Genomic DNA, 23,026 nt, shown 5'->3' on the forward strand with positions numbered 1-23,026 from the left:
ACGGCTCGATGAACTTCCACTGGGCATTGGTGAGTTGCCTGCGCGTCACGACCACAGTCCTACCGGATTCCACCCCGCGCAGAGGACAGAACTCAGGAACTGATCACGACATCACACAGGCCCTAGCGCTCTCGTTGGCCCTTGAGCGTTGCAGCTAGCCGGTGCCTACCTGTGACTGAGCTCGGTAGGTGGCCCTTGAGCATTCCGGTTGGCCCCTGTGCATGACGGGTGGCCCCGTACGAGCCGCTGGATCACCGCCCAGAGGCTTCCGGTGGGCCGCCGGGCCAGTCATGATCAAGTTCCGGGGATTCGAGGGTTAGGGTGTGACGTGAAGGACTGGCGGACCGATCCGACGTTCGCGATGTGCCGGAAAGTGACGGACGGGGCGGACCTGGGCTCGTTCTCGGAGGGTCCGTTCGACGTGCGGACGGCGGTGGCCGGCATCCTGCCCAAGCCCCGACCGGGCTTGGACTTCGATGCCGTCCCATGGGGTAACTTCCCCCATGGGCACGACGTCCGGGAGGCGGTTTCCCTCCTGCGCGCTGACGGCGAACCGGTCATGGACGCGACGGGTGTGCTGTGGGGCCTGTGCGCCGACGACAGCCGGGCCGCCGTAGCCCTCGCCGTGCCATTCCTCATTCCCCTCGCCATCAACGCCCACCACCCACACCGCACCGCCGCCCTCGCCGCCCTCTCGGGCCCCGCCCGTGCCAGGCACCACGGCGTCGCCTCTCGCGAGGAATTCCTCCTCCACCGCAACGATCCCCGGCGCCACGCCCCCGATACCCACGACGACTACGGCTACGAGGTGACCGGCTACCCGGCCGGCTGGTCGGTGGCCGCCGCCCGAGCCGCGATCACCACCGCCACCACAGCACTCCTGCCCCTTCTTGGAGACTCCGACCCCACCGTCCGCGTCGACGCCGCCTACGTCCTGGCGACCGCCGCCGACCCCGCCCACACCATCCGGACTGCCTTGGCCAACGGATTCGCCACCGAAAGCGACGCCATGGTCCGCGCCGCCCTGCTCCTGGCCACCGCCGAGATCACTCGGGCCCACCCGCACCCGCCGACTGTCAAGTGGCTGCGCGAACGGTGGCACGACCGGGCGGAGGCCCCCGAAGCCCGTCTGTCGGCGGCGGTCGGCTGGCTCTGCCTCACCGACCAATCCGCACCGGAGGAGCTCCGCCGGACCGTCGACACCCTCGCCGACAACGAGCGCGCACACGCCATGGAGGCTCTGCCGTGGATGAGCGCCGCCTCGGGCACCAACGAACCAGGACTCCTGCGCTGCAGACGCTGCATGCTCCACCCAGAAGAACCTGACCCGGAAGAAGTCTTCTGGGACTCCTTGTTCTGAGCAACCGGTCTGTGGTTGTGCATCGGAGTTGTCCAGCTGCGGTGCTCGGTCACACCACCCAACTCGGGCCCACACCGCCCCGGCTCATGAGGTTCCTGAGCTGGGCGTTAGCCTCAGCGGATGATTCCTGAGCCGCCACCGAAGGTCATCACGCGTCTCCGTGACGGGCGGATCCACGCCTACGTCGTGGGCGCTGGCGTCTACGGGACGCTGGAGCCCGCAGCGGTTTTCCAGCCGCGGGATGGCGAGGAGGTCGTAGCGTCGGTGGTCCGGCAGGATTTGGAGCGGGTCGTGTACACGACGCTGAACGGAGTCGTCTGCCTTACGCGCGCCGGTGACATCATGTGGGCCTCGGACTTCGAACCGCGCTCTGACGTACGCCATGGCCACCGGCCTGGATGCGTGCTGTCCCGGGACGGCCGGACGGTGTGGGTCTACCGGCCGGACGCGATGGCGGGCCGCGGGGGCGGGGACCAGTGGGTCGTGCACGATGCCGACAGCGGTTTGGTTCTCGCCCGCCGGGAGCTGGAGACGGTCGGGCACGGCGCTTTCCACCACGTGCATCCCGTGGACGGCAGCATCTACCTCGACATCGGTGAGGGCCAGGACGGCTCTGTCATTCTCCGGGGCACGGTCGGGGCGGACAGCGAGCCGGAGTTCGTGACGTACCCGTGGCAGGACCGCTGCCTGATCGACCTGGCTCCGTCCGGGTGCCAATTCATGACCGTGGACCACGGGCAGGCGGACGTCGCCTTCCATGGCCACCCCAACGGGGACGTGCTCTTCACCTTCCCTGTCGAAGCCTTCGGGTACGACCCGGAGGAGTCCTTCGTGGAATGGAGCGGCGGCTACTTGAGCGAGGACACGGCAATCGTCACCCTGGGCGGTGAGAGTCAGGACGAGGAGGAGTGGTTCCGTCACCACCTGGTCGACGTACGCACGGGCACCCTCAGCGGCGAGTTCACCGTTGAGGCGAGCAACCCGTACGAGCTGGTGCCCCTGGGCGACGGTTCCTGGCTCACCGGCGGCCCTGGTGGCGACCCCGTCCGTTGGTCCAGCGCTCCGCAGCCGTCGGCACCGCCGCATCCGGCCGCACCAACCTCTCCGTACGAGACGCAGCAACCGTGACGGCAGACCCCCGAGCGCCGCTGATTCCGCAGGCGCCTGAAGGCTTGAGCCGGCGAGCTCGTTACTTCGTCGAGGGACACGGGCTGCGTGTTCCACACCGCGACCTCAAGCTTTTCCGCGAGGCATGGCTCAAGCAAGGGATTCCGGATGCCGAAATCGACCGGGCTGTCGCCTTCCAAGAGCGCTGGGGCGGTCTCGCCCTGCCCCCGGCCCCCGAATACGAGGGCGGCCCGCGCGTTCTGGAAGCCGATGCCCCAAGGGCTCGGCCGCGAACGGATGGCGGTTCCCGGCCGGCGGCTGTCGCGTCTCCATGACCCACGGGTCCATGATCCAGCCAGCTCTGCGGCGATGCCGTCGACACTACGCCCATGAGCTTCTGGACGTCGGCCGGCCGGAAGACCTTGAACTTCGGTGACGGTCGGTAGAACGACGGCTGGATGTCGAAGCGCATGTCAACGGCGGGATAAGGGCATCGTCCGCAGTCGCTGTAGGGCAGCGAGGCGTGACCATGGATGCGGGCGTCGACCAGCACCTCCGGGTCCCCGTCCTCGATCTCGCGGTTAAACACGGGGAAGGCTGTCGTCACCCGTGCTGCTCCTGGATGTGCAGCGCATGCCCGGCACAGTGCCGGCGAGCAGAACAGCGCGGGATCGAAGGACCCGACCGGACTCGGCAATGCCACCGTGTGGTGGGACCGGCCGTCGAAGGCGATGTCCCGCCTGGAGCAGAGGAAGTCCAGGAACCCGGCAACCACTGCGTTCTGGTGGCTGCCGGCTCGCACTGCGAAGCGGACTGTGCTGCGTCCCCGCTCACCCAGAACCTATGTGGTCAGAGCGCTAGCGGTGACCGAATATAGTCCTCGCCCTTGTCGCCGGGGCGGTGTATCTGCACCCGGTGTCGTCCGGGGACCCGGGCAGGAAACGTCAGACCGACGGTGGTACGGCAGGAAACAATCGCGCCGGCCTGCCGGCCTCGGCGGTGGCCCCATCCGCGTACAGGCGCCATGTGCCGCCGTCCAAACGCACACATGGATCGGTCCACGTCTCCGTGGCGTCCGGCACGATCATCCGGGTAGTGGCTTGTTGGACGTCGTGGATGACCACAGCGAGAACCCTGCAGCCCAGATGGCCCATAGCGAGCTCCTGTTCAGGGTGGTCCTCCGGGCCTGCGGCCTGCACCACGTAGAACCGGTCGTCGACCCAGTACCCGGACACGTCCAGCCAGGCGTCCTCCGGTAGCGGGACACCGTCCACCCACACGCCGACCTTCTCGGTCTTGTCCTTCAAGTGCACGGCCCGATGACGGTCGTCGGAGGTGAATTCCACGTGCAGCCCGGTTCCCCTCCAGCAGTCCACGAAGGAGCTACAGGCCCCCGGTATCGGGCCTATGCGGAACTCCGGAGCGTCGGCGGCCGGGCCTTCGACGGGGGGACGGCTGCAAGTCTGCGGTTCCCGGCATGGCCGGTCGATCCGACGCTCACAACCGAGCCCTATCGCCGCGCAGTCCCGCGGTGACGCTTGAGACAGCAGGGCGATGAGACGGTCCCGATAACGGCCGTCCCCCACCAGGCCGCGTAGATTGCTTGCGTTCGTCCACCACATGAGCAGATCGACGCCCACCACCGAATGCCGCAGCCATGCCTGCCACAGATCGCCCTGAGCCTTCCACCGGTTCGAGGGCCCAGTACCAGGCAGTCTGCCCCCGGCCTTTTCATGAGGGGCACTCCTGCGCACTCTCCAACGCACCGCTCCACCCGCCCCGCCCGCTCGACACCGCCGGACAGACGCACTGAGGAATGCTGGCCGGTCAGCTCACACAGATGATAGAAGGCTGCATCGGAGCCTAAACGCAGGAAGTCCTGGACAACGGCCCGTTTCCAGGTCGCCATGACGGTCGCTCTGCTGGCCAAGCAGCTCGACCACCTGACCCGGTACAGCTGGGAGGTGGAGAGCGAGACTGGCGCGGAGGGTATGTCCTCCAGCCTGGTGTACCGCCCGCCGGCCGAGTATCTGCCGCTGGTACCCGAGAGCCCCATGGGTAACCTACTGGGCTTCCAGTACCGGGATGATGAGAACGCGCCCACCGACCAGTTGGGCACGCTCAGCTTCTTCCGTTGCACGGGGATCGGCCGGTGGCTACTTCTCCATCTTCCCCATCTGTTCGGCGACTCCACCGACGGGCAGCCCCGTCCTGGGGTACTCCTGCTGTCGGCAACCAGTTGGGCGGGGACCTCTCCGCGCTATGACGTCCAGGTGCCGGTGGCGGGCATTCTTTCCTCCCATGCCGCCGAAGCAGTCCCCGTCGACGAGCGCATCGAGTGCTTCTTCTTGCCCTCCAGCAGCAAGGGACCCGACGGCCGCTCCTACGGGCGGAAGGTCTCGGGGAAACTCGGCGACAAACGCACCGCCGCCCTCTCGGACATCCTCGTAGACTTCTGCACGGCCCAGCCCGGCCCGCGCGGAGTGCGGCCGAGCACGCTCGAACGAATCAGGGACGACCTTGAGCCCGGGCGTCATCGGCTGCTGCTCCTGGGAGAGCGTGCAGAGGTTTTCCAGCGCATCGCCCACCGCCGGTGGGCGGACCGGCTCGAGGAACCGTTGCGCTACGCCCTCACCGCACCGCTTGAGCGGCATGCCATGGACTGGACGAACATTCCACCCCTCAATCAGATCGCCGGGCGAATGCTCCGTGGCGCGGCCCGTGCCCGGATCTACTTCTGCGACGGCGCCTTCGCTCCGCGCAGCGACGACAGCATCCTCTTGGGCATGTACCGGCCCTGGAGGAGGCGATGTCGGACCCCATTCCGAGATCGCCATTCCCCTCTACCTCCCTCTCGAGCACGGCCTGCACAAACTCTCGGAGCAATACCGTGGCGACGTATGACCGCCTCCAGCGCATGCCCCTCATCCTGAAGCCCACCGAGAACGAACCCCTTGGCACATATCGCGATTACGAGTTCCCCCAGGTCTGGGCGCGTGAACTGCACAGGCGGGTCTTCCGGCGCGACCGGCGCAACGACGAGGACGAGGAATGGCACGGGCTGCCGCTGTGGGCCGTGACCACCGGCATGGCCGCGTTGCTCCCCCATGTCCTCGTCGGCGACAGCTCAGGACGTCAGGGCAAGGTGTGGCTGGCTTGGAACCACCAGGACGGCAGCCCGCAGCCCGATCCGGACTTGATCGTGGAGCCCGTACGCAGCGGGCTGGTCGTAGCAGCCCTGGCGAAGAACGAGAAGGCTCGTCTGCGTGGCCGCCCCGAGCCGGTCGATCTCCCGGAACTCGCTTCCGTCCTCGACAGCTTCAAGGCCGTTGATCTCTGCAGCGACCTCCGTCAGCTCCACGTTGCGAAGGACGGCGTTCTCCGTGACGCGGAGTACCGCATCCTGCCGAACCTGGTGGCCACCCAGCTCGTCGCCGACGGCTGGGAAGTCGAGCACTCCGGCTGGGAGTGGGAGAGCGACGGCACAGCGAAAGAACCCAAGACATACGGTACTTCGAGGTGGCGGCGTGTCGTGAGCGATGAGGGCGCCGAACTGATCTCGTGGCCCCCGTACGTGTACGAGAGCAAGAACAAGACGGCGTATCCGTGGTCGTACACGCTGCGCCTGACCGCGCAGAACCATGCTCTCGATCCGCGCTCGAACAATCTGCTGCACGTCCGCGTCGGCATCCGTCGGTGGGCGCGCAGCAACGTCTGGGACGGAAAGCGCGCCATCACCGCCTATCTGTTCACCCCATCTCCCTGGGCCAACACCACCAGTCCTTTCGGCCGGGCCCGCATGAAGTGGCAGCCGGGACCTCAAGGGAAGAAGCGTCCCCGCCGCGCCGTGTTCCGCCTCACTCGTTTCAGTGGTAGGCGTAGACGGCACGGCACGGACCATGACGCTGTGGCGTATCAGGTGTCGTGCCCAGCGGGACGACTACGCGGGTAAATGGTCACTGTCGCTGGATGGGGCGCTTCGCCCGGCATTTCAGGTCGTCGGCCGACGGCAAGCGATCCTCCGGCGGCGTGCGGACGGCTGGCGGATGAGGTCGTATAGGTGCGTGTTGGGATGGCTTGGCCCGACCTGCCCGTCAGCAGGCGGGGAAAACTCAGTGACACGCGGACGACTGCTTTCAAGCGGTCGTCGGCGGCGCGCCGTGGTTCAGGATCGCGCGTCGCTCGGATCGTCGTGCTTCTGGACCGGTGGACGGACCTTCGAGGGTGTGGCCGTCCGGGTGACCCAGCGGGTCCTCGCGATGGCCGCCGGCATCTGGCACACCAACCTCATCGGCGCACCGGTCACCCGCTCGCTGACCGCCTACGACCACTAATCAGACCGGCGCCCCTGCGACATGGTCTCCTCGGGCAGGAGGCGTTCACGGGCAGTCGGTGGTCGGCTCGGGCGGTCCGGCTACGCCGACGCACGCCTCGTTGCCCTCGGGATCGGCCAGCACCCAGTTCGACGGCGCGTCGGCGTCGTTCACCAGGCGGCCACCAGCCGCGAGCGCGGCGGCTATCCTGGCCTCCGCCTGGTCGTAGGGCACCCACACATCGACGTGTACCCGGTTGCGCTGGGGGCGCGGTGCGTCCATCTGCTGAAAGTAGAACGGTGCCCCACGGCGGCGCGGGTCTATCAGGTCCTCCCCGCTGCCCGCGCGGTCCCGGTAGCCGAGCAGGGCACGCCAGAACGCCACCACCCCGGGACCTGCGAGGGCATCGATGGTGACCTGGACGGTCTGCACGGCCGACGGATCGGCCGGTATGCCCAACGTACGAGCCACCGCCGAGATCTGCCGGGCCAGCTCCACGTGCCGTTCGGTCAGCCCGTAGTAGTCACCCGTGACCGTGATCAGCCGTACGATCACGCCCTCCTGCCGCACGTCGACGTCCGGGTACTCCTCCTCGACACCGGGCATCTCACTGATCGCCTGCACGAACTGGGCGCCGACCGCGAACGACGCGGTACGGAAGTACGCACATGCCCCCTCGCCCACGACACGCCAATCCTCCACACCGATGGTCCCGTGGAACTGCTGCGGCCTGATGCGCACGATCGTGCTCTCTACGTAGGTCATGCGATCAACGTAGCGTGCAGGCTCCACGCCCTCTTCGACCATCCGGTACTTCGGACCTGCTCGTCTAGCCGCAGGGCCTCCCCGTCACCAAAGGCCTGCAGGAGAGTATCCACGCCTTCAAGAAGCTGGAGGAGGGCATCGAACTGCGCCTGCTCGACCAGCTCGCAGCCCGCCCCGCCCTCGGCATGTAGGCAGCCGAGGACACCCAGCAGTGGCTGCCCGACCTGGCCGGCGGCCTCAGCGTCGCCCTCGCCCGCGCCCTCAAAACCATCGCCCGCGACACCCGCCGCCCCTCCACGGACCAGTGTTCGAGCGCGGCCGGGTCGGCGGGCGCCTTGCCCGGCCGTCCCCGCCTACTGGTGACTCCACCATCGTGCTCTCCTCCCCCACCCACTGACCGCCAGGAGACACCGCGCACCTCGCAACCGCGAACAAGGATGATCACCGCAACGAGACGGAGAATTCCGTGCCCGCAGAGAATGACGGCGGCTTCGTCACACACCACTTCCGGGTGTGCCGTTGACTGATGCGCAGTGGGCGCGGCTCGAGCCGCACGGCACCCCAGTGCGCAGACGATCAACGCTCTGAAGAACTCCCGGGCCGTAGCCACGAGGTACGACAAACGCGCCTACATCTTCCCACGGCCCCGTCACCGTCGCCTCAATCCGCCTCTGGCTGCGTTCCTGATCTGCACCGGATCAAGCGGCCTCGCCGCCCAGCTCAGCCTCCAAGCGACGGAAGTAGCCGGATCACGTTGGCGTGGCCCGGCTACCCGACCACAGGGGCGATCGAGGCCCGGGCCGCCTTTGACGAGGCGAACGCGATCAAGCTCGTTGACGAAGCCGTGCAAAGGCGGCGGCAATCACCATCGCCAAGGTGGTGTTGGCCGCAGTCCAGAACACGAGCTTGGCCTTCGGCCCATTAACCGTCCGCAAGTCCCCGTCTGCGTGGAGGCAGAACGAGTCGGGCGGGAAATACTGCGAGACAGGAGCGCTGCGCGTGCCGTAGCAGGGTGACGTATCGGGAAACAGGCTCGGCTGCGCGCGCTGCGAGAGGGCCCAGCCGACGAACACTGTCAGCCACCCGGCCAGCAAGAACACGATCAGCATCCAGTTAGGGATCCTCGCTCGCCGCCCCAGCAGCCAAACTGTGGAGGTTGGTATGACAACGACAAACGCAGCGAACAGCAAGATCAGATCCTTCATGATCCTATGACCATACTGATCAAAGATCCGCCGAACAGGCCTTAACCAGGCTGCGGGGGCCCACCCGGGGTCGCGGTGAGGAGGGGCGAACAGCCATGTCTCGCAAGGCTGCGGCGCCTGCCACAGGGCGCGTGATTCCGCTGCCCAATCGAGGCGCGGCGAATGGACGCGGTGCGCCCACTTCGCCGAGACCACCGTGCGCGGCCGCGAGGAAAACGCGGATGTCGCCTGGGCGGTGCGCGACTCCGATGGCGACGCCGTCGTAGCGCACCCGGCGCCAGCCCTGCTCGTCGGGCGGGTAGACGATCCGCTTGGCGACCATGCGCCCAGCCTGTTCCCGTCTCTCCCCACCGGGTGGAATCCACGCAGGAGGGACACCAGTGGCATGCTCTCCGCTACTTCTGGTGCCCCGACCCGATGTCCGTGACGGAGTCGAACCGCGTTGTTGCGACCTCTACCCATACCGTCTTGCCGGCCTCGCGGGTGGTCACGCCCCAGCGGTCCGAGAGGTGTTCGACGATACGGAGGCCGTGGCCGCCGGGCAGTGCGGGGTGGTGGTGGGGGCGAGGCTGTGGGACGCCGGGATCTCCATCGAAGACTTCGATGCGCAGCACGGTGGGGGTGGCGTGCAGGATCAGCTCCCGGGGGCCGCCGGCGTGCAGGCTGGCGTTGGCCAGTAGTTCGGACACGAGTAGGAGAACCTCATCGATGCTCTCCTGCCGGGAGGGGGTGCGGTCGGTGAGCCATTGCCAGTCGAGGAGGGCCTGGCGGGTGAAGTCGCGGCCGTGGGACACCTGCCCGCACGGGCCGGCCATCACCAGGCGCCGCCGTTGTCCTGCGGCGGGCAGACCCGGGCGCTGCGGGTTGGGTGGCGGCGGTCCGCCGCTGCTGGTCAAATCGTCATCCTCACGGCTTGGCACGGGCGACGCGGTGTCTTCTCTGGGCAATGGGGGCGCCTGCCCCGGGTCGGGGAGTACACACCCCTCTGCGCGAACGGGCTCGGCCCCGCGGTGTCAGTTCTCGCAGAGGGCTTCATCAATGGAGGAGTGGATCGAGAAGACAGCGCTGGCGCCGGTGATGTCGAGCAGTCGTGCCACTTGCTCGGGCGCCGAGGCCAGCCTCGTCGTCACGCCGGCTTTCTGCGCGGCCGACCGGATCTGCAGGAGCAGGTTCAGCCCGGAGGAGTCGCAGAAGGTGACACCTGCCAAGTCCACCACCAGCGCGGGTGCCCCCCTGTGGAGGGCTTCCTCCAGCAGGGAGCGAGTCGGATCTAGTGTGTCAAGATCGAGGTCGCCGACCAGGCGGCATACGGTCGCCCCCGTGTCGGTGGTCCACGACTGCGCCCGCCTCTGGGCGGCATCCTCGCCGCGGTCCTCGGTACTCATCTTCCCAGCCTTTCCCACTGACGTGGTCTGCTTGATCGCGTGAGAGCGGCGCTCCCGTGCACGACCCTAAGGTCAAACGCCTCCGTTAACGCAGCGGCGGTGGGATCGGTGGGATGTGTCACCCCTGTCGCCGTCTGTGCTTGAAGCATGCGTGCGTGGGCAGGCGGGCCAGAGGCAGACGGTGATCGCCGTCAATGACATTGCGGCGCGCGGTGACGTTGCGCAAGCCGCTATGGCCGGGCGTGACAGGAGCCGAAGATGACCCATGTGATGGACGCTGATATCCCCCTCGACCGGGATATTTTTCTGCGGACGCTGGTGCGAGAACTGGCCACTTCTCTTGAGTCGATCGTCGGCCTGGCGGAGGCGTCCGGGTACATCAGTGTGGTCGGGCAGACCGTGGGTGCCCACATCGACGACATGTACACGAGCGCTCTCGCCGTTGATCGGCTCTCCCGTCGGCAGGTCGCAGACGTGCTGGTGGACCTCAAGCAACGCATTCGCGGCGACTTTTACATCATCGAGCAGGACGACCGGAAAATCGTGCTCGGAACCCGCAGCTGTCCCTTCGCGGAGAAGGTGATCGGCCGTGAGTCGATGTGCATGATGACCTCCAACGTCTTCGGTACCATCGCCGCACGCAACCTCGGCTACGCGCAGGTCGAACTTGTGGAGACAATCGCGCGCGGAGCGGCGGGCTGCCGCGTCGTCGTGCACCTGGTGCCCGGGGCGGAGGCGGGCAGGGACTCGGGGCGGGAGTACTTCGGTGACGCGCCCCCGGCACTCGGGTCCCTCGCCGCAGGGCCGGTGGTCGAATGAGTCTGGGCCTGTTCCAGGCCATCGCCCGCCTGCTGCCCAACCCGGTCCTGCTGTGCACGGCCGACGGGCAGATCCTCGCCGCGAACCCGGCCGCCACCCGCTTCGTCACCCACCTGCAAGCAGGCGCCGACCTGTTCCACCTCGCCGCGGAGGACTCCGATCTCCTACGCCTGCACATGGCCCACTGGCTGCGCAGCGGTGACCCGCTACCCGGCTCTCTGACCGTCAGGAACCCCGGCGGTCACCTGGTGCGCTTTCGCTGCCACGGCGCCCGCGCCACCTGGTGGGACGGGCCGCAGCCTGCCGTGCAGTTGCACATGACGCGCCTGGACCACACCGACCAGTTCGTGGTCCTGAGCCAGCAGGTGACGGCGCTCAACCGCGAGATAGCGATCCGTCGCGCGACCGACGCCGAACGCGAACGCCTCCTGGACGCCGAGAAGAAGGCACGCTCGCGACTTCAGCGTCTGTACCAGCTGACCGCTGCTCTCGCCTCGGCCGCCACTCTGGCCGAGGTCGCCCAGGCGGTCCAGGAGGCTGCCCCCGCCGCGCTGAACGCCACGGACGTCGACCTGCGACTGCATTCGCGCCGGCTGATCCCCTCCCTGGAACCGGCCGACACGCTGCTCGCCCTGGCCGGGGATACGTGGACCGACCTCGACAAGCGAATCCCCGGCGCACTCGATCGAGCGGCTCAAGGCGAGGAGGCGGCGGCCCCTGAGGTGACCACGGTGCGCGCCCTGCTCGAAGCGGACAGCGTTAACCTGGGCAGCCTCCTCGTGCATCACAGACCCCAGGACAGACCCGAGGCCGAACACCTGATGGCCGTAGCCCAACAGGTCGCGCAGGCGGTGCGCCGCGCGGGCCTGTACGAGCACGAGCACCGCGTCGCCGAGCGTCTGCAGCTCAGCCTGCTCCCGCGCCTCCCCGCCGTTGACGGGTTCGATATGGCCGGGTGCTATGCCGCGGGCACCGACCAGGTCAAGGTCGGCGGCGACTGGTATGACGTCCACCTTCTCGACGACGACCACATCGGGCTCACCATCGGGGACGTCGCCGGACACGGTCTGGCCGAGGCTGCCGCCATGGCCCAGATCACCGCGGCCCTGCGCAGCATCGCCATGCGCTGCGGGCATCACCCCGCGGCAGTCCTGCACGAACTCAACGACTTCGTCGGCCGATACCACCCCGATCTGATGGCCACCACCTGCTACCTGGTCTTCAACCGCCGCACCAACGCCCTTCGCTATGCAAGAGCCGGTCACCTACCGCCCCTGTTGATCAGCGCCGACGGCACCAGCCGCTACCTCGACCAGGCCCTGGCACCTCCGGTCGGCCCCGTACGGGAGGCAAAATATTGCGAGGTGGAGGTCAACGTTCAACGCGGGGACACCCTTGTGCTCTACACCGACGGGCTGATCGAACGGCGCGGAGAGAACCTCGACACCGGCCTGGGCCGCCTGCGGGACCTGGCCCACACCAGTGTCGGCCTCACTGCCACGGACCTGTGCGACATGTTCCTGAACCACCAACCCGGCGCCGAATCCCCCGACGACCGCGCGCTCCTTGCCATCAGCTTCCCCACCACCGAACTTCCCCCAGCCCCGCCGGTCGGATGGTCAAAGGGCACGGCTCCCGCTGCGGCTGCCCCACAAAGGCCGGCGACATTCACCCATGCTTCTCGCGCACGTAGCCACGCGCCACCTGCTCGCCAGCCTCTTGTAGGCTTTTCAGGGCCGGGCCGGAACAGTCGGCCGATGTCCTTCACCACCGTGGAGTCGCAGGTGCCCCCAGCCCATGCCGGTCTGCCTCACCCGCCCCGGGGTGACCACTCGTGCTGCGCCTACAGCGATGATCAGGAGAAGTCGCGGGCGGTGACGGGGTTCGTCGGCGCCGGACTGGCGAACGGCGAGCGGGTGCTGTACTTCACCGACACCACCGCGGCACGTACCGTGACCGAGTCGCTCGAGGCGGCCGGACTGGATGTCGACGCGGCCCAGGCAAGGGGGCAGCTGGCGGTCCATGGGGCGTCGCAGTCCTATCTTCGGCTGCTTCCCTTCGACCCGGACGCGGTGATCGCCGGGATGCGGCAGGCGTGCGAGGAAGCGGTGGCAGCGGGATATCCGGGGCTGCGGGTCGTGGGCGAGATGGACTGGTGCACGCGGGAGGTGCCGGGCGCGGAGCGACTCCTGGAGTACGAACTGCGCCTGGAAGCAGAGGTGTTCGCCGATCTTCTAGTGACCGGGCTGTGCCTGTTCGATCGGCGCCTGGACATCGCCGGCGCCGCGGCCCTGCCGATTGCCGCGCATCGCACGCACGTGGCTGCAGGCCACCACGGCGAAGGCTCCCACATCGCGCATCCGGCGCCGGCGCTGCATGTGACGCCGTTGCACGAGGGGCTGGGGGCGCGACTGGTCGGTCATGCGGATCTGGACTCGCGCCCGGATCTGGCGGCGTCCCTGAGCGCGCTGGTCCGCGTGCCCGGCGCCGTCGTGAACCTTGATCTGACCGGGGTCGATTTCTTCGACGTCGACGCCGTTGCCCAACTGGTGCGCGCAGCCGACGTTTTGAGGAGTGAGGGACGGCGGCTGGTTTTGCATCAACCTCCACCGTCGCTGCTGCGAGCAGCCCAGATGTTCCCCGACGAGTGCAGTGTCCTGGAGATGGCGGCATGACCGACAGCGTGACCACCGTTCCGGATGCTGGGCCCTTCGTGCATCCCGCGCTGTTCTACCGCACCCAGGAGGAGTACGTCAGTGGAGTGGGCGGCTTTGTGCGTGCCGCGCTCAGGGCAGAGGAGCCCACGTTCGTGGCGGTGCCCGAAGCAAATCTGGACGCTCTGCGCGGGTGGTTGGGGGGCGACGCCGCAGACGTCGACTTCGCGGACATGGCGGTGCTGGGCCGAAACCCCGGGAGGATCCTGGCGGCCCTGCAGGACTTCGCCGACCGGCACCCCGGCCGGGCCGCTCGCATCGTGGGAGAGCCGATCTGGCCGAGCCGCTCGCGCTCGGAGACGCTGGAAGCCACCCGGCACGAGGCGCTCATCAACACCGCCTTCGCCGGCCGCCCCGCCACGATCCTGTGCCCCTACGACGTTACCGCCCTACCCGAAGCGGTGGTGGCCGACGCCCGGCGCACCCACCCCACACTCCTCGAGAACGGCCGTGACCTGGACAGTGCGGCCTACATCGACCCCGCCGTCGTCTGCGCCGACTGCGACGAACCCCTGCCCGAACCAGTACACGCCATGATCCTTCCCTATGCCGCAGGCGGCCTCGCCCAGACGCGCCAGCGCGCTCGGGATTGGCTGAAAGGCACAAGCCTGGACCGGGCCCGCAAAGACGACCTTGTACTCGCGATCAGCGAAGCCACCGCCAACTCCGTTGCCCACGGAGGCGGCGCCGGCATCCTTCGACTGTGGACCGGCGAGCACGGCACCGCCGTGGCCGAGATCCGCGACGAGGGCCACCTGGCCAACCCCCTCGCCGGACGCCGGCGCCCTACCCTCACCTCCGGTAACGGCGGCCGGGGCCTGTGGATGATCCACCAGCTGTGCGACCTCGTCGAAATCCGCGCCACCGGTACCGGCCTCACCCTGCGCCTTCACCTCGCACCCTGAACCCGCTCAGCAAGCCCGGCCCCGGGCTCCAGACGGTCGGCCCGTTCCTGTTCCCGGTCACGGTTCGACGAGGATGCCACCGGGGTAGCCAGGCGCGTCACCGCCTCGAAGACGGTGCTCATCTTTGAGAAGAACGACAGCGACGACCATGTACCCGGACGGGTTGGGCGTCTGCGGGACCAGGCTGAGTCCCGGGTGTGTTGAACACGGACGGGGCCGGTACCGCCGCTGCGGTACCGGCCCCTGCACGTCACGGTCAGTGCTTGAAGATGTCCTTGACCTTCTCCTTGGCCTCGCGCGCATCGCCCTTGGCCTGGTCGGCGCGGCCCTCGGCGGTCATCCCCTCATTGCCCGTCAGGCGGCCGGCCGTCTCCTTGACCTTGCCCTTGGCCTGCTCTGCCTTCGCCTCGGTCTTCTGCTCGTCCGACACAGCTGATCACTCCCGACGATAGAAAAAGCTCTACAAGGCCTCGTGTGGCCGCTCGACTCCCTCCCAAACCCCGGCGAGACGAGTCCACGAGGTCAAGGCGCCCACCTGTAGGGGGTGGATCAGGCGGGCCCGTCGGCAGGACCGCACCACCGACGTGTCCGCCCTGCGCCGGCCGGCCCCCGGGCGTGCCTCCGCGGAGCCAGCAGCTCGTCGACGTCGTCGGTGATCTTCTTGACGGCCTTGGGCCACTTCGCTCCGTAGGTCTTCTCGAACACGGCGACAGCCGTGACGGCATGGTCGCGGTCCTCGGCGTTGTAGATGTCCTGCAATGCCTTGCGCGCGCTGGACCGGGCCGAGGTCGGGATCGCGTTGAGCACATTGGCCGTTTGTGAACCCAGCACCTTTGATGGCGGGCCTCGGGGAACACCTCGGCCAGGGCCCTCCAGAAGCCGAGTGCGCCGTCGCCGACCGCGAGGACAGGGGCTCGCATACCGCGCCGTGCGCAATCACGCTGCAGGTCGGCCCGGGATTCGGCGGACTCGCGGTAGCCGATCGCGATCAGTTCCTTGGTGCCGTCCGCGAGCATGCCCATGACGACGAGCACGCAGGCTTTCGCCGCGGCCAGGCGGATCCGCAGGTGGATGCCGTCGGCCCAGACGTAGACGTAGTCCGTGGCGGACAGGTCGTATCGCTCCCGATCTCCGACGCCAGCTGATCGACTGCTGGATCGCGGTCGCCAACTCGGGCGGCGCCGCCGGGTTCCCCTTCCCGCCGGTCCAAGACGACGACGTCGCGCCCGTCACGGACAGCTCCTCGGGCGTCTCCATCCGCAGCACAGCCGACTCATCACCGCCGGCCTCGGGGACGGTCTTGCCGGGTGGGTCGTCCTCAGCCGTGATCCCTACCGACTCGTCGAGCACTGGGGCACGGTTCACCACCTTCAGACCCACCCCGAATTCCGCGGCCGTGGTGTCGGATCCGCTCTCATGCGTGGGCTGCGGAACATCGCCCGCGACGAACTGGGACTGGAACAGCTCCATCTCGCGGCCCGAGGAGAAGAAGGGCTGGAGAGTTTCTACAGCAGGCTCGGATGGCGTGAGGTCGGTCGCTGGCCCGGAGCCCTTCGCCTCGCGCCCGACGACACCCGGGACGAGGTCCTGATGCTCCTCGATCTCCTCTGATCCAGATGCAGTTCAACGCCACGGCGAGCGCGTCTGGGGCGTGGTGACCAGCTTCCTGGACGCCGAACGCACCCGCCGGGCAATCGGCTCGGTCGTCGTCCCATTCGGCACCTGCTCCGAGCCGACCAACGTCGCCGCCAGCGGCGGCACCTGCCCGCTGCGGTTCCGCTGCGTGGGCTGCGACCACTTCGCGCTCGCGGCGCCTCGGAGAATCTGCGGCGACTGGGACCCTGCCGGGAGATCTGTCACTCGCTCAGCGGTCGAGCGGATGGAACGCTACGGCAAAGGCGAACTCGACCTGGAGTTCAGGCAGATCGCCATCACCGCCGACGACGTCCGCTCCGGCCGGCTCACCACCCACGACGTCAGCACCCGCGACGTCAACTTCGTCCCGTACCGCGAGGAGTCCCTGCGCGAAGGCATTGATCCGCACACCGCCGTCGAAGTCGAAGCCCTCCGCCCCGGGCTGCTGCGGCGGCTCGACGAAACGATCGAGGGCCTGGTCGACGACGTGCGCAGTGGAACATCGAGGCCCGCACCGAAGAGCCGAGCGGGAACTTCTGCAGTCCCTGCAAGGAGCAGTGAAGGAGATCGGCCACCACACCGCCGACGACCCGGCCGCCGACGACGAGGACCAGTAGCGGCGCCGCCGCTCCCGGCAGGCCCCACGCAGGGTGGCGTCACCCATGACGCCACCCCCCTTCCGCTGTCAAAGGGGCGCGGGCCGGTGGTCAGTTCCTGAACCAGCCGCGGAGGCGGACACCTTCGCCTGTGCGGCTTGTACGGCCTGATCCTGGGCCTCGCGGGCCGTGTGGTCGGCGATGGACTGGCAGACGCTGCACCGTCCCCGGCGTTGTGCCCGTGCCCCAGCCGCCGTCCGGGTCGGCCTGGTAGACGGCGCTCCCGCACTCCGGGCAGGGCCAAGCCGCCGCCTCCCGGCGCCGGCGCAGCAACACCGACGGCACCTGGCAGAGGATCATCACCCTCCTCACCATCCACCGTCCGCTCGGCGGCAGCCGCCCACTCCCCCGCGACACCGGCAACGCCGAACACCCCGCCGGCGCCAGGACCACAAACACCGACGACTGGAGCACTCCCTGGCTCACGTAGAGCCTGCCAAGCGGGAGCCGGACTTCGGCCAACCACAGCGATGAGCTCCCTCAGGGCGTGACTTGCCTCGCCTTCTGCGACCCCCGCCGGTTAGGCCGCGGGGCCGAGGTCTCCCTCAAGGAGCGTTTGTACGATCTGGGGCCGGTCCCAGAGGGCAAGAATTTCGTTGGCGAGGGCCACTACGGGCAGGTGGTCTTGGTCACGAACCTTGATGGCTGCGGCTTTCAGCGAGCGCGGGACGGCTCCGGCGTCCAGGAGGCGACTCCATTCCTGCGCGCCGAGTTCCAGGAACTCCAGTCCCGTGAGCCCAGCAACCTCCAGGGGGTCGGCCAGTGTGCCGGGCGAGGCGGTGAGAGTGCGCAGGCTGGGCAGTCCGGCGACAGGTGCGAGGCTGAACGGCGTGCCGGCCCAGTCGCCGATGGACAGGGCCTCCAGAGCGGGATGCGCGGCGTCCTGAATGGTCTTGAGGTACCCAGTGCCGACACTGGCCATGGCCGGAAGGCCGTCTTCAAGGCGGTCACGGCGTTCTTCCCGCATCCGGCCCAGGACGAAATCGGTGAGGGAGTCGGCCACCAGCTCGGCGCCGAGGCTCTGTTCGTGAGCGACCAGGATGATCTGACCGAAGTGTCCGGCCGGGCCGGGAGTCAGGTCGACTGCGAACTCGTCGCCGCCGTTGCTCCCGAAGCCGATCCAGCCCGGCGAGCCAGCCAGGCCCTGCACCGGGGCGTCAGGCGCGGCGCTGATCGCTTGCGTGGCGCCGAGGTCCCAGCCGGGGTGACGGACTGCACCGTCGACGGCGTACAAGTGCTCCAAGCCGGAAAGCTCGCAGCCAACCGCCTCACCGGCTCGGTCTGCCGCCTCGAAGTCGTCGTCGCAGTCCACCCGCGTGACCCGGTAGAGCACCTTGAGCTCATCAGACAGCGTGACACCAAGGCGCGCTTCGGCGGCAGCGATCTCCTCCTCCGTCGCGCCGATGGCGTCGGGCAACCGTTCGCGGAGCGTGCGCTCCAGCAACTCCAGATCCGCCGATGGTGCCGGCATCGCCCCGGGCACTGGATCAGGACGGCGGAGCCAGGGCTCGGGAAGGGAGCCATCGGACAGGAGGAGCACCCCCAGGTCCGGGTAGCCGACAGCCGGTTCCACGACCGGACTCGGCCAGACCAGGCCGAGCGTGGTCCTTCCGTCCGGTTGGACCTCCGCCCGGAACGCAATCTCCTGGACTCCGCCGCGTGCGAGAGCCCTCTGTATGTCCTCCACCGCGATCCTCGCGGTCGATGACATAGTCCCCCGAAGGGCCAGGCTCCAACCGCACTGACTGATACGTCCTGCCACACGGGCCGACCGGGCAGCACGCCGCTGCGTGTCCCCGGCCAGCATGAGCCGCAGCACGGGCTCCCAGGTCGCGAAAGCGTCGAGCGAAGCCAAGGGGGGTCTCTGATCTTCCATGCGCAGACCGTACGCGGAGCCACTGACAGTGGGCGGCTGGGCCGTAACTTGCCGCTCCTGCTTCCAGGGTGCCCCAACTGAAATCGTCCCCCAACGCGGTCCGAAGGGCCTTGCAGGCCATGCCGACATGCTTGCGGATGTTGGCCGGCTGGGTCCCCAGCAGGTCGGCGATGGACCGGTCCGACCGCCCTTCAACGAAGTACAAAATGGCGACCTGGCGGCGGATTGCGGGAAGCCCGCGAATCACCTGCCAGCAACGGTCGAGGTCCTCCCGCGCGATCACGACATCGGCTGGGTCTGGCGCGCTGCGCTCGTACAGCCGATGCACCTGAGGGTGTAGCTCTCGGCTCCGTTGGCGGCGGCGGATGTCGTCGATCCATTTGTTCGTACAGACCCTGCGCAGCCAGCTACGGCGGCCCTCATCGTCGAAGTCACCGCAATTCCCCTCCCCCGTCAGCGACAGTTTCCCCCGAGGCTTCCCTCGTTGCCGAACCCTGGTGGCCGGGCTCCGGGCCGTTGTACGCTTCGCTGTCTGGCCGACCGGGTCGAAGTCATCCGCGGCCGCTGTCGTGGCGGCTCAGTTCGGCGGTACCAGCGGAAGAACGCATCCTGAACCAATGAGTCACCAGGCGCCGTCCGTGCGGTGTGCAGTTGTAGCGGTGACCCCACAACCCGTCGCCCACCAGTCCGGTGGATGGCTCGGTCAGTCACCCACCGATTCCCACACCGGTCGGGCAAGTCCCGTCACCTCGAAGCGGAGACAGCACCCGCCCACCGGGTAAGGTTGGGTCAAGCCACCAGCCATGTCAGGCCCCGTGGGGCCAGCGGATGACACGTGACGGTGGGTCCGTAAAGTGGCCACATGTCTGACGTCTCTCCCCTGATACAGAGTTTGCGCACGGCTGTCGAGGCGGCACCCGGTGACGTACCACTGCGACTGCACTTTGCCGGCCTGTTGCTGGATGCCGGGCAGCAGGACGCCGCGGTCACGCAGGTGGCCATCGCGCTGCAGCACGCGCCGGGTGACAGTCAGGCAAAAGCATTGATGACACGCGCAATGAGTACGCCCTCGCTCGCAGAAACGCCGCCTTCTGTGTTTCCGCCGGCCCCGGCAACCCCACCGATGGAGCCCGAACTCGATACCACTTTCAACTGGGGCGCCGCCGCCGATCAGGTCAAGGACGTCCTTCCGCCGCGCTTCGTGGAAGAACCCCTCGCCACCGACGGCAGCGGCGACCCCGAGGGTGCCCCCGCTTGGGACGTCGACGCTCCGGGCACCGTACGCCTCGCCGATGTAGGCGGCATGCAGGAGGTCAAGGACCGCCTGAACGCCGCGTTCCTCGCGCCGCTGCGCAACCCGGAGTTGCGCAAACTGTACGGTAAGAGCCTGCGCGGCGGCCTCCTCCTCTACGGACCTCCCGGCTGCGGCAAGACCTTCGTGGCCCGCGCCGTCGCGGGGGAACTCGGTGCGAGCTTCCTCTCCGTGTCGGTCAACGACGTGCTCGACATGTGGATCGGCAACTCCGAGCGCAACATGCACGAACTCTTCGAGACTGCCCGCCAACAGGCCCCCTGCGTCGTATTCCTCGACGAGCTGGACGCTCTCGGCGGCAAGCGCAGCCGTACGCAAAGCGCAGGCATGCGCAACACCGTCAACCAGCTCCTGACCGAGCTCGACGGCATCAACGCCGTCGCCAACGAGGGCGTGTTCGTACTCGCCGCGACGAATGTCCCCTGGGACGTCGACATCGCGCTACGCCGCCCCGGCCGCTTCGACCGCACGCTCCTCGTACTGCCCCCCGACGCGCCGGCACGCGAGTCGATCCTCCGCTACCACCTGCGCGAACGCCCGATCGAGAAAGTCGACTTGGGCAAGCTCGTCAAGATGACCGACGGCCTGTCCGGAGCCGACCTCGCCCACCTGTGCGAGTCCGCGGCGGAGATGGCGCTCCTCGACTCGGTGCGCACCGGTGTCGTCCGCATGATCGGCATGAAGGACCTTCTAGGTGCCGCGAAGCAGACGGTGCCCTCGACGGAGCCGTGGTTCGCTTCGGCGCGCAACGTGGCGATGTACGCCAACGACGGCGGTATGTACGACGACCTGGTCGCTTATCTCAAGAAGAGGCGGAAGCTGTGACCACGCTGCACCCGACCGTCGAACAGGCCCAAGCCCTGATCGAGTTCGAACGCTATGACCAGGCCCTGGCACTGTTGGGCCGCCACCTCGCCGAGGATCCCGCGGACATACGCGCCTGGGTCAAGATCGGCTACTGCCATCTCAACACGGGGGCGCCGCGGCAGGCGAGGGAGGCGGCCGACGAAGCCCTCAAGCTGGACCCCGAGGACTACGGCGCGCTGATGTTGCGTGCCCGGGCAATGGTGGACGACGGGGGTTGGCTCAACGTCGAGCCCGTACTGCGCGAGGCGGTTCGCGTAGCTCCCGAGGAGTCATACCCCCGTGCCATGCTGGCGGACGCCGTGTGGCGAGCCGCGATCGTCAAACACGCCCGGGCATCGGGCACGGGGACGATCAGTCATGCCGAGATGGATCGCGTCTCCGGCCAGGCGGCCGACCTGGCGATGGAGGCACTACGCCTGGGCCCCGAGGACCTTTACGCCCACGAAGTCGCGCACCGCATCGCCAGTGCGGCCGGCAATGGCACCGTCTCCGATCAACTCGACGAGGCCATTCTCCGCATCGACCCCACTCACTCCGAAGCCCTTGCCCGCCAGACGAAGAAGACCGCCGAGGCCCCGGGTGTGAACGCCGCAAAGGCCGCCGAACTGTACGCGGGCGCACTGGCCGGCCAGCCCGACTCTGCCTGGATGCAGCAGCAGCTCGACCGTGCCACCTACCGGCTCCTGCGGGGCACTCGATGGCTCGCTCTGCTCTGCCTGGTCACGGCAGGCGCCATGATCAACCTGTTCCCCTCCGAGGACCACCCGGCCCCCGCCCTGCCCCTGCCCATCGCCCAGCGACTGTGGTCCATGGTGATCATGGCGGCGATCTGGGGCTTCGGCGCCTGGCGCCGCTACCGCAAGCTCCGCACCGGCGTACAGCTCAACGTCCGCTCGCTCATCCGCCGCGGCCGCTGGGCCCGCGTCGTCCTGGCGCAATCGGGCTGGGCCATGCTCTGCGCCCTGCTGATCGCGGGGCCTGCTTGGGCAGAGCTGGCCGGGCCACGCCTCCTCTTCTGGACGGGGCTCGTGCCCATAGCGGCCACCATCTGGTTCGACAAGAACAAGGCCCGGTAGCTCATTCCGGGACGAAGGGGAACTCACCGAGATCACCCGCATTCGCCGCCTTGCCAGTGTCACCAGGGACATCCTGGTACTGAGCCGGACACACACTACGGAAGGCCTCGCATCACGGGTCGATGATGCCAACGCCCCCCACCGGAGCAGACACTGCCGCTCCGACAGGGGCGCGGGCCAACGAGCACCGTCGAGTAACGGCAACCGCCGCACCGCCACCGGCAGTGCATCGCACGGCTGGTGCGCAGCGTCTGCAGCAGCAGGGTGCACGGGCTGCCGGCATCATGGTGCGGTCAGCGGCCAGCCTCTCGCCCGTGATGCGGCCGGACTGCTGGGATGGTGCGCCCGTTGGTCATCTTCATGCACGGGGCGGTGCGGGATATTCCTCCTGGTTGGCCGGCACCGCTGCCGGAGCGCGCGGACTCGATCGACCATCTTGGTGACGGAGTCCGTGAGGTGACCCCTCTGCTCGGCGGGGTACCCCAGGGCCTCCTCGGCGCTGCGCGACTGCATGGTCGTCCGGTCACCGGCCGGGGCCCCTAATGCGGGCCCCGGCCGCGTGCTGGTGGGCCCGCACGATCGTGGAGTCGACCGATACGGCCCAGTTGAGATCCTCGTCCGCGTCGGCCTGGGCCACCAGGGCGGTGAAGACACGCTCCCACGTGCCGTCGACGGCCCACATCCGCAGCCGGTTGTAGACACCTCGCCAGTTGCCGTATTTCTCCGGCAGGTGAACCCACTGCGTGCCGGTCTGGAACTTGTAGGCGATCGCGTCGATCACCTCACGATGGTCCCGCCAACGGCCACCCCGCTTGGGCGTCCGGTCCGGAAGCAACGGCTCGATCCGCGCCCACTCGTCAACGGCACACCCGGACCAACGACCAACTGATCCAAACGAAACTGCCTAGTGACCTGAGTCAGAGATTCGTCGTTAGTCGAGCATGAGTCGTCCGGGTCCGAAGATTCCGCCGTTGTCGGTCACTGATGCCCAGCGGGCGGTGCTGGAGGGTTGGTTACGTCGCCGTACGACG

The 23,026-nt window shown here is 68.2% G+C and carries 20 protein-coding genes and 5 pseudogenes; 13 read left to right on the forward strand and 12 right to left on the reverse strand.

What is annotated here, in order from left to right:
• Positions 1-328: 328 nt before the first annotated feature.
• Complete coding sequence (locus tag E6R62_RS35710) at positions 329-1,360, forward strand: HEAT repeat domain-containing protein (protein WP_240802089.1); 1,032 nt, start codon at positions 329-331, stop codon at positions 1,358-1,360.
• A gap of 120 nt (positions 1,361-1,480) precedes the next feature.
• Positions 1,481-2,488, forward strand: coding sequence for a hypothetical protein (locus E6R62_RS35715; protein WP_136217635.1), 1,008 nt, complete (start codon positions 1,481-1,483; stop codon positions 2,486-2,488).
• A 923-nt stretch (positions 2,489-3,411) separates the two neighbouring features.
• Here E6R62_RS35715 and E6R62_RS35730 read toward each other — a convergent pair.
• Complete coding sequence (locus E6R62_RS35730; protein ID WP_136217636.1) at positions 3,412-3,813, reverse strand: hypothetical protein; 402 nt, start codon at positions 3,811-3,813, stop codon at positions 3,412-3,414.
• Between the two features lie 561 nt (positions 3,814-4,374).
• On the opposite strand from E6R62_RS35730, the gene E6R62_RS35735 reads away from it, so the two are divergent.
• The 3 genes and pseudogenes from E6R62_RS35735 to E6R62_RS35745 form a co-directional block, all read left to right on the forward strand.
• A complete protein-coding gene (locus E6R62_RS35735) occupies positions 4,375-5,400 on the forward strand; it encodes a hypothetical protein (RefSeq protein ID WP_136217637.1) in 1,026 nt (341 codons plus the stop codon).
• Entirely contained in the window at positions 5,358-6,419 is a 1,062-nt protein-coding gene (locus E6R62_RS35740) for a DUF3962 domain-containing protein (RefSeq protein WP_136217638.1), read from the forward strand. Before E6R62_RS35735 ends, E6R62_RS35740 begins: the two co-directional genes overlap by 43 nt.
• A gap of 253 nt (positions 6,420-6,672) precedes the next feature.
• Positions 6,673-6,801: pseudogene (locus tag E6R62_RS35745) on the forward strand (IS982 family transposase); the annotation flags it as partial.
• A 45-nt stretch (positions 6,802-6,846) separates the two neighbouring features.
• Here the strand turns inward: E6R62_RS35745 and E6R62_RS35750 are convergent.
• Positions 6,847-7,545, reverse strand: a complete 699-nt coding sequence (locus tag E6R62_RS35750; protein ID WP_136217639.1) for a VOC family protein — start codon at positions 7,543-7,545, stop codon at positions 6,847-6,849.
• An 83-nt stretch (positions 7,546-7,628) separates the two neighbouring features.
• Here E6R62_RS35750 and E6R62_RS42325 point away from each other — a divergent pair.
• Positions 7,629-8,072: pseudogene (locus tag E6R62_RS42325) on the forward strand (DUF1931 family protein); the annotation flags it as partial.
• A gap of 42 nt (positions 8,073-8,114) precedes the next feature.
• Positions 8,115-8,232: pseudogene (locus E6R62_RS35760) on the forward strand (IS5/IS1182 family transposase); the annotation flags it as partial.
• A 137-nt stretch (positions 8,233-8,369) separates the two neighbouring features.
• On the opposite strand, the gene E6R62_RS35765 reads toward E6R62_RS35760, so the two are convergent.
• The 4 genes from E6R62_RS35765 to E6R62_RS35780 form a co-directional block, all read right to left on the reverse strand.
• Positions 8,370-8,750, reverse strand: coding sequence for a hypothetical protein (locus E6R62_RS35765; RefSeq protein ID WP_136217640.1), 381 nt, complete (start codon positions 8,748-8,750; stop codon positions 8,370-8,372).
• 19 nt (positions 8,751-8,769) lie between these two features.
• A complete protein-coding gene (locus E6R62_RS35770; RefSeq protein WP_136217641.1) occupies positions 8,770-9,072 on the reverse strand; it encodes a hypothetical protein in 303 nt (100 codons plus the stop codon).
• 73 nt (positions 9,073-9,145) lie between these two features.
• Positions 9,146-9,646 (reverse strand): ATP-binding protein, encoded by a 501-nt coding sequence (locus tag E6R62_RS35775; RefSeq protein WP_240802090.1) that lies wholly within the window; start codon positions 9,644-9,646, stop codon positions 9,146-9,148.
• Positions 9,647-9,763: 117 nt separating this feature from the next.
• Positions 9,764-10,135, reverse strand: a complete 372-nt coding sequence (locus tag E6R62_RS35780; protein WP_136217642.1) for an STAS domain-containing protein — start codon at positions 10,133-10,135, stop codon at positions 9,764-9,766.
• Between the two features lie 258 nt (positions 10,136-10,393).
• Between E6R62_RS35780 and E6R62_RS35785 the strand changes: the two genes are divergently transcribed.
• The 3 genes from E6R62_RS35785 to E6R62_RS35795 are packed head-to-tail and all read left to right on the forward strand — an operon-like array spanning position 10,394 to position 14,573.
• Positions 10,394-10,954: a methanogen output domain 1-containing protein gene (locus tag E6R62_RS35785; RefSeq protein WP_136217643.1), complete on the forward strand. Its 561-nt coding sequence runs from the start codon at positions 10,394-10,396 to the stop codon at positions 10,952-10,954.
• Positions 10,951-13,629, forward strand: a complete 2,679-nt coding sequence (locus tag E6R62_RS35790; RefSeq protein ID WP_136217644.1) for a SpoIIE family protein phosphatase — start codon at positions 10,951-10,953, stop codon at positions 13,627-13,629. The genes E6R62_RS35785 and E6R62_RS35790 overlap by 4 nt, the downstream gene beginning before the upstream one ends.
• Positions 13,626-14,573 (forward strand): sensor histidine kinase, encoded by a 948-nt coding sequence (locus E6R62_RS35795; protein ID WP_136217645.1) that lies wholly within the window; start codon positions 13,626-13,628, stop codon positions 14,571-14,573. Before E6R62_RS35790 ends, E6R62_RS35795 begins: the two co-directional genes overlap by 4 nt.
• 256 nt (positions 14,574-14,829) lie before the next feature.
• On the opposite strand, the gene E6R62_RS35800 is transcribed toward E6R62_RS35795, so the two are convergent.
• Positions 14,830-15,003: a CsbD family protein gene (locus tag E6R62_RS35800; protein WP_136217646.1), complete on the reverse strand. Its 174-nt coding sequence runs from the start codon at positions 15,001-15,003 to the stop codon at positions 14,830-14,832.
• A gap of 200 nt (positions 15,004-15,203) precedes the next feature.
• Positions 15,204-15,688 (reverse strand): annotated as a pseudogene (locus E6R62_RS35805) (transposase); the annotation flags it as partial.
• Between E6R62_RS35805 and E6R62_RS35810 the strand changes: the two are divergent.
• Positions 15,675-16,184 carry a GNAT family N-acetyltransferase gene (locus tag E6R62_RS35810; protein WP_306432510.1) on the forward strand — a complete coding sequence of 170 codons (510 nt, stop codon included), beginning with the start codon at positions 15,675-15,677 and terminating at the stop codon, positions 16,182-16,184. The pseudogene E6R62_RS35805 and the gene E6R62_RS35810 sit on opposite strands and share 14 nt — an antisense overlap.
• A 253-nt stretch (positions 16,185-16,437) precedes the next feature.
• On the opposite strand, the gene E6R62_RS40035 is transcribed toward E6R62_RS35810, so the two are convergent.
• The 3 genes from E6R62_RS40035 to E6R62_RS42330 form a co-directional block, all read right to left on the reverse strand.
• Complete coding sequence (locus E6R62_RS40035) at positions 16,438-16,872, reverse strand: hypothetical protein (protein WP_168714288.1); 435 nt, start codon at positions 16,870-16,872, stop codon at positions 16,438-16,440.
• Between the two features lie 512 nt (positions 16,873-17,384).
• Positions 17,385-18,437 carry an SMI1/KNR4 family protein gene (locus tag E6R62_RS35820; protein WP_306432511.1) on the reverse strand — a complete coding sequence of 351 codons (1,053 nt, stop codon included), beginning with the start codon at positions 18,435-18,437 and terminating at the stop codon, positions 17,385-17,387.
• Positions 18,352-19,203 (reverse strand): RNA polymerase sigma factor, encoded by an 852-nt coding sequence (locus E6R62_RS42330; protein ID WP_368773883.1) that lies wholly within the window; start codon positions 19,201-19,203, stop codon positions 18,352-18,354. Before E6R62_RS42330 ends, E6R62_RS35820 begins: the two co-directional genes overlap by 86 nt.
• Positions 19,204-19,602: 399 nt before the next feature.
• Here E6R62_RS42330 and E6R62_RS35830 point away from each other — a divergent pair, with 399 nt between their 5' ends.
• Together E6R62_RS35830 and E6R62_RS35835 are read left to right on the forward strand one after the other, a co-directional pair.
• The gene (locus tag E6R62_RS35830; protein ID WP_136217647.1) at positions 19,603-20,877 is read left to right on the forward strand and encodes an AAA family ATPase; all 1,275 of its coding nucleotides are present in this window, start codon (positions 19,603-19,605) and stop codon (positions 20,875-20,877) included.
• The gene (locus E6R62_RS35835; RefSeq protein ID WP_240802091.1) at positions 20,874-21,995 is read left to right on the forward strand and encodes a tetratricopeptide repeat protein; all 1,122 of its coding nucleotides are present in this window, start codon (positions 20,874-20,876) and stop codon (positions 21,993-21,995) included. Before E6R62_RS35830 ends, E6R62_RS35835 begins: the two co-directional genes overlap by 4 nt.
• A 523-nt stretch (positions 21,996-22,518) precedes the next feature.
• On the opposite strand, the pseudogene E6R62_RS35840 reads toward E6R62_RS35835, so the two are convergent.
• Positions 22,519-22,842 (reverse strand): annotated as a pseudogene (locus E6R62_RS35840) (transposase); the annotation flags it as partial.
• Positions 22,843-23,026: the final 184 nt, after the last annotated feature.

This window comes from Streptomyces sp. A1136 (genome assembly GCF_004795055.1).
Taxonomy (GTDB): Bacteria; Actinomycetota; Actinomycetes; order Streptomycetales; family Streptomycetaceae; genus Streptomyces.

What these genes read in the sequence shown, in the direction of transcription:
- E6R62_RS35735 (WP_136217637.1), top strand. Translation starts at nt 4,375, where the DNA reads ATGACGGTCGCTCTGCTGGCCAAGCAGCTCGACCACCTGACCCGGTAC.
- E6R62_RS35765 (WP_136217640.1), bottom strand. Translation starts at nt 8,750, where the DNA reads ATGAAGGATCTGATCTTGCTGTTCGCTGCGTTTGTCGTTGTCATACCA.
- E6R62_RS35795 (WP_136217645.1), top strand. Translation starts at nt 13,626, where the DNA reads ATGACCGACAGCGTGACCACCGTTCCGGATGCTGGGCCCTTCGTGCAT.
- E6R62_RS35750 (WP_136217639.1), bottom strand. Translation starts at nt 7,545, where the DNA reads ATGACCTACGTAGAGAGCACGATCGTGCGCATCAGGCCGCAGCAGTTC.
- E6R62_RS35790 (WP_136217644.1), top strand. Translation starts at nt 10,951, where the DNA reads ATGAGTCTGGGCCTGTTCCAGGCCATCGCCCGCCTGCTGCCCAACCCG.
- E6R62_RS35830 (WP_136217647.1), top strand. Translation starts at nt 19,603, where the DNA reads ATGTCTGACGTCTCTCCCCTGATACAGAGTTTGCGCACGGCTGTCGAG.
- E6R62_RS35785 (WP_136217643.1), top strand. Translation starts at nt 10,394, where the DNA reads ATGACCCATGTGATGGACGCTGATATCCCCCTCGACCGGGATATTTTT.
- E6R62_RS40035 (WP_168714288.1), bottom strand. Translation starts at nt 16,872, where the DNA reads ATGGGTGACGCCACCCTGCGTGGGGCCTGCCGGGAGCGGCGGCGCCGC.
- E6R62_RS35770 (WP_136217641.1), bottom strand. Translation starts at nt 9,072, where the DNA reads ATGGTCGCCAAGCGGATCGTCTACCCGCCCGACGAGCAGGGCTGGCGC.
- E6R62_RS35780 (WP_136217642.1), bottom strand. Translation starts at nt 10,135, where the DNA reads ATGAGTACCGAGGACCGCGGCGAGGATGCCGCCCAGAGGCGGGCGCAG.
- E6R62_RS35715 (WP_136217635.1), top strand. Translation starts at nt 1,481, where the DNA reads ATGATTCCTGAGCCGCCACCGAAGGTCATCACGCGTCTCCGTGACGGG.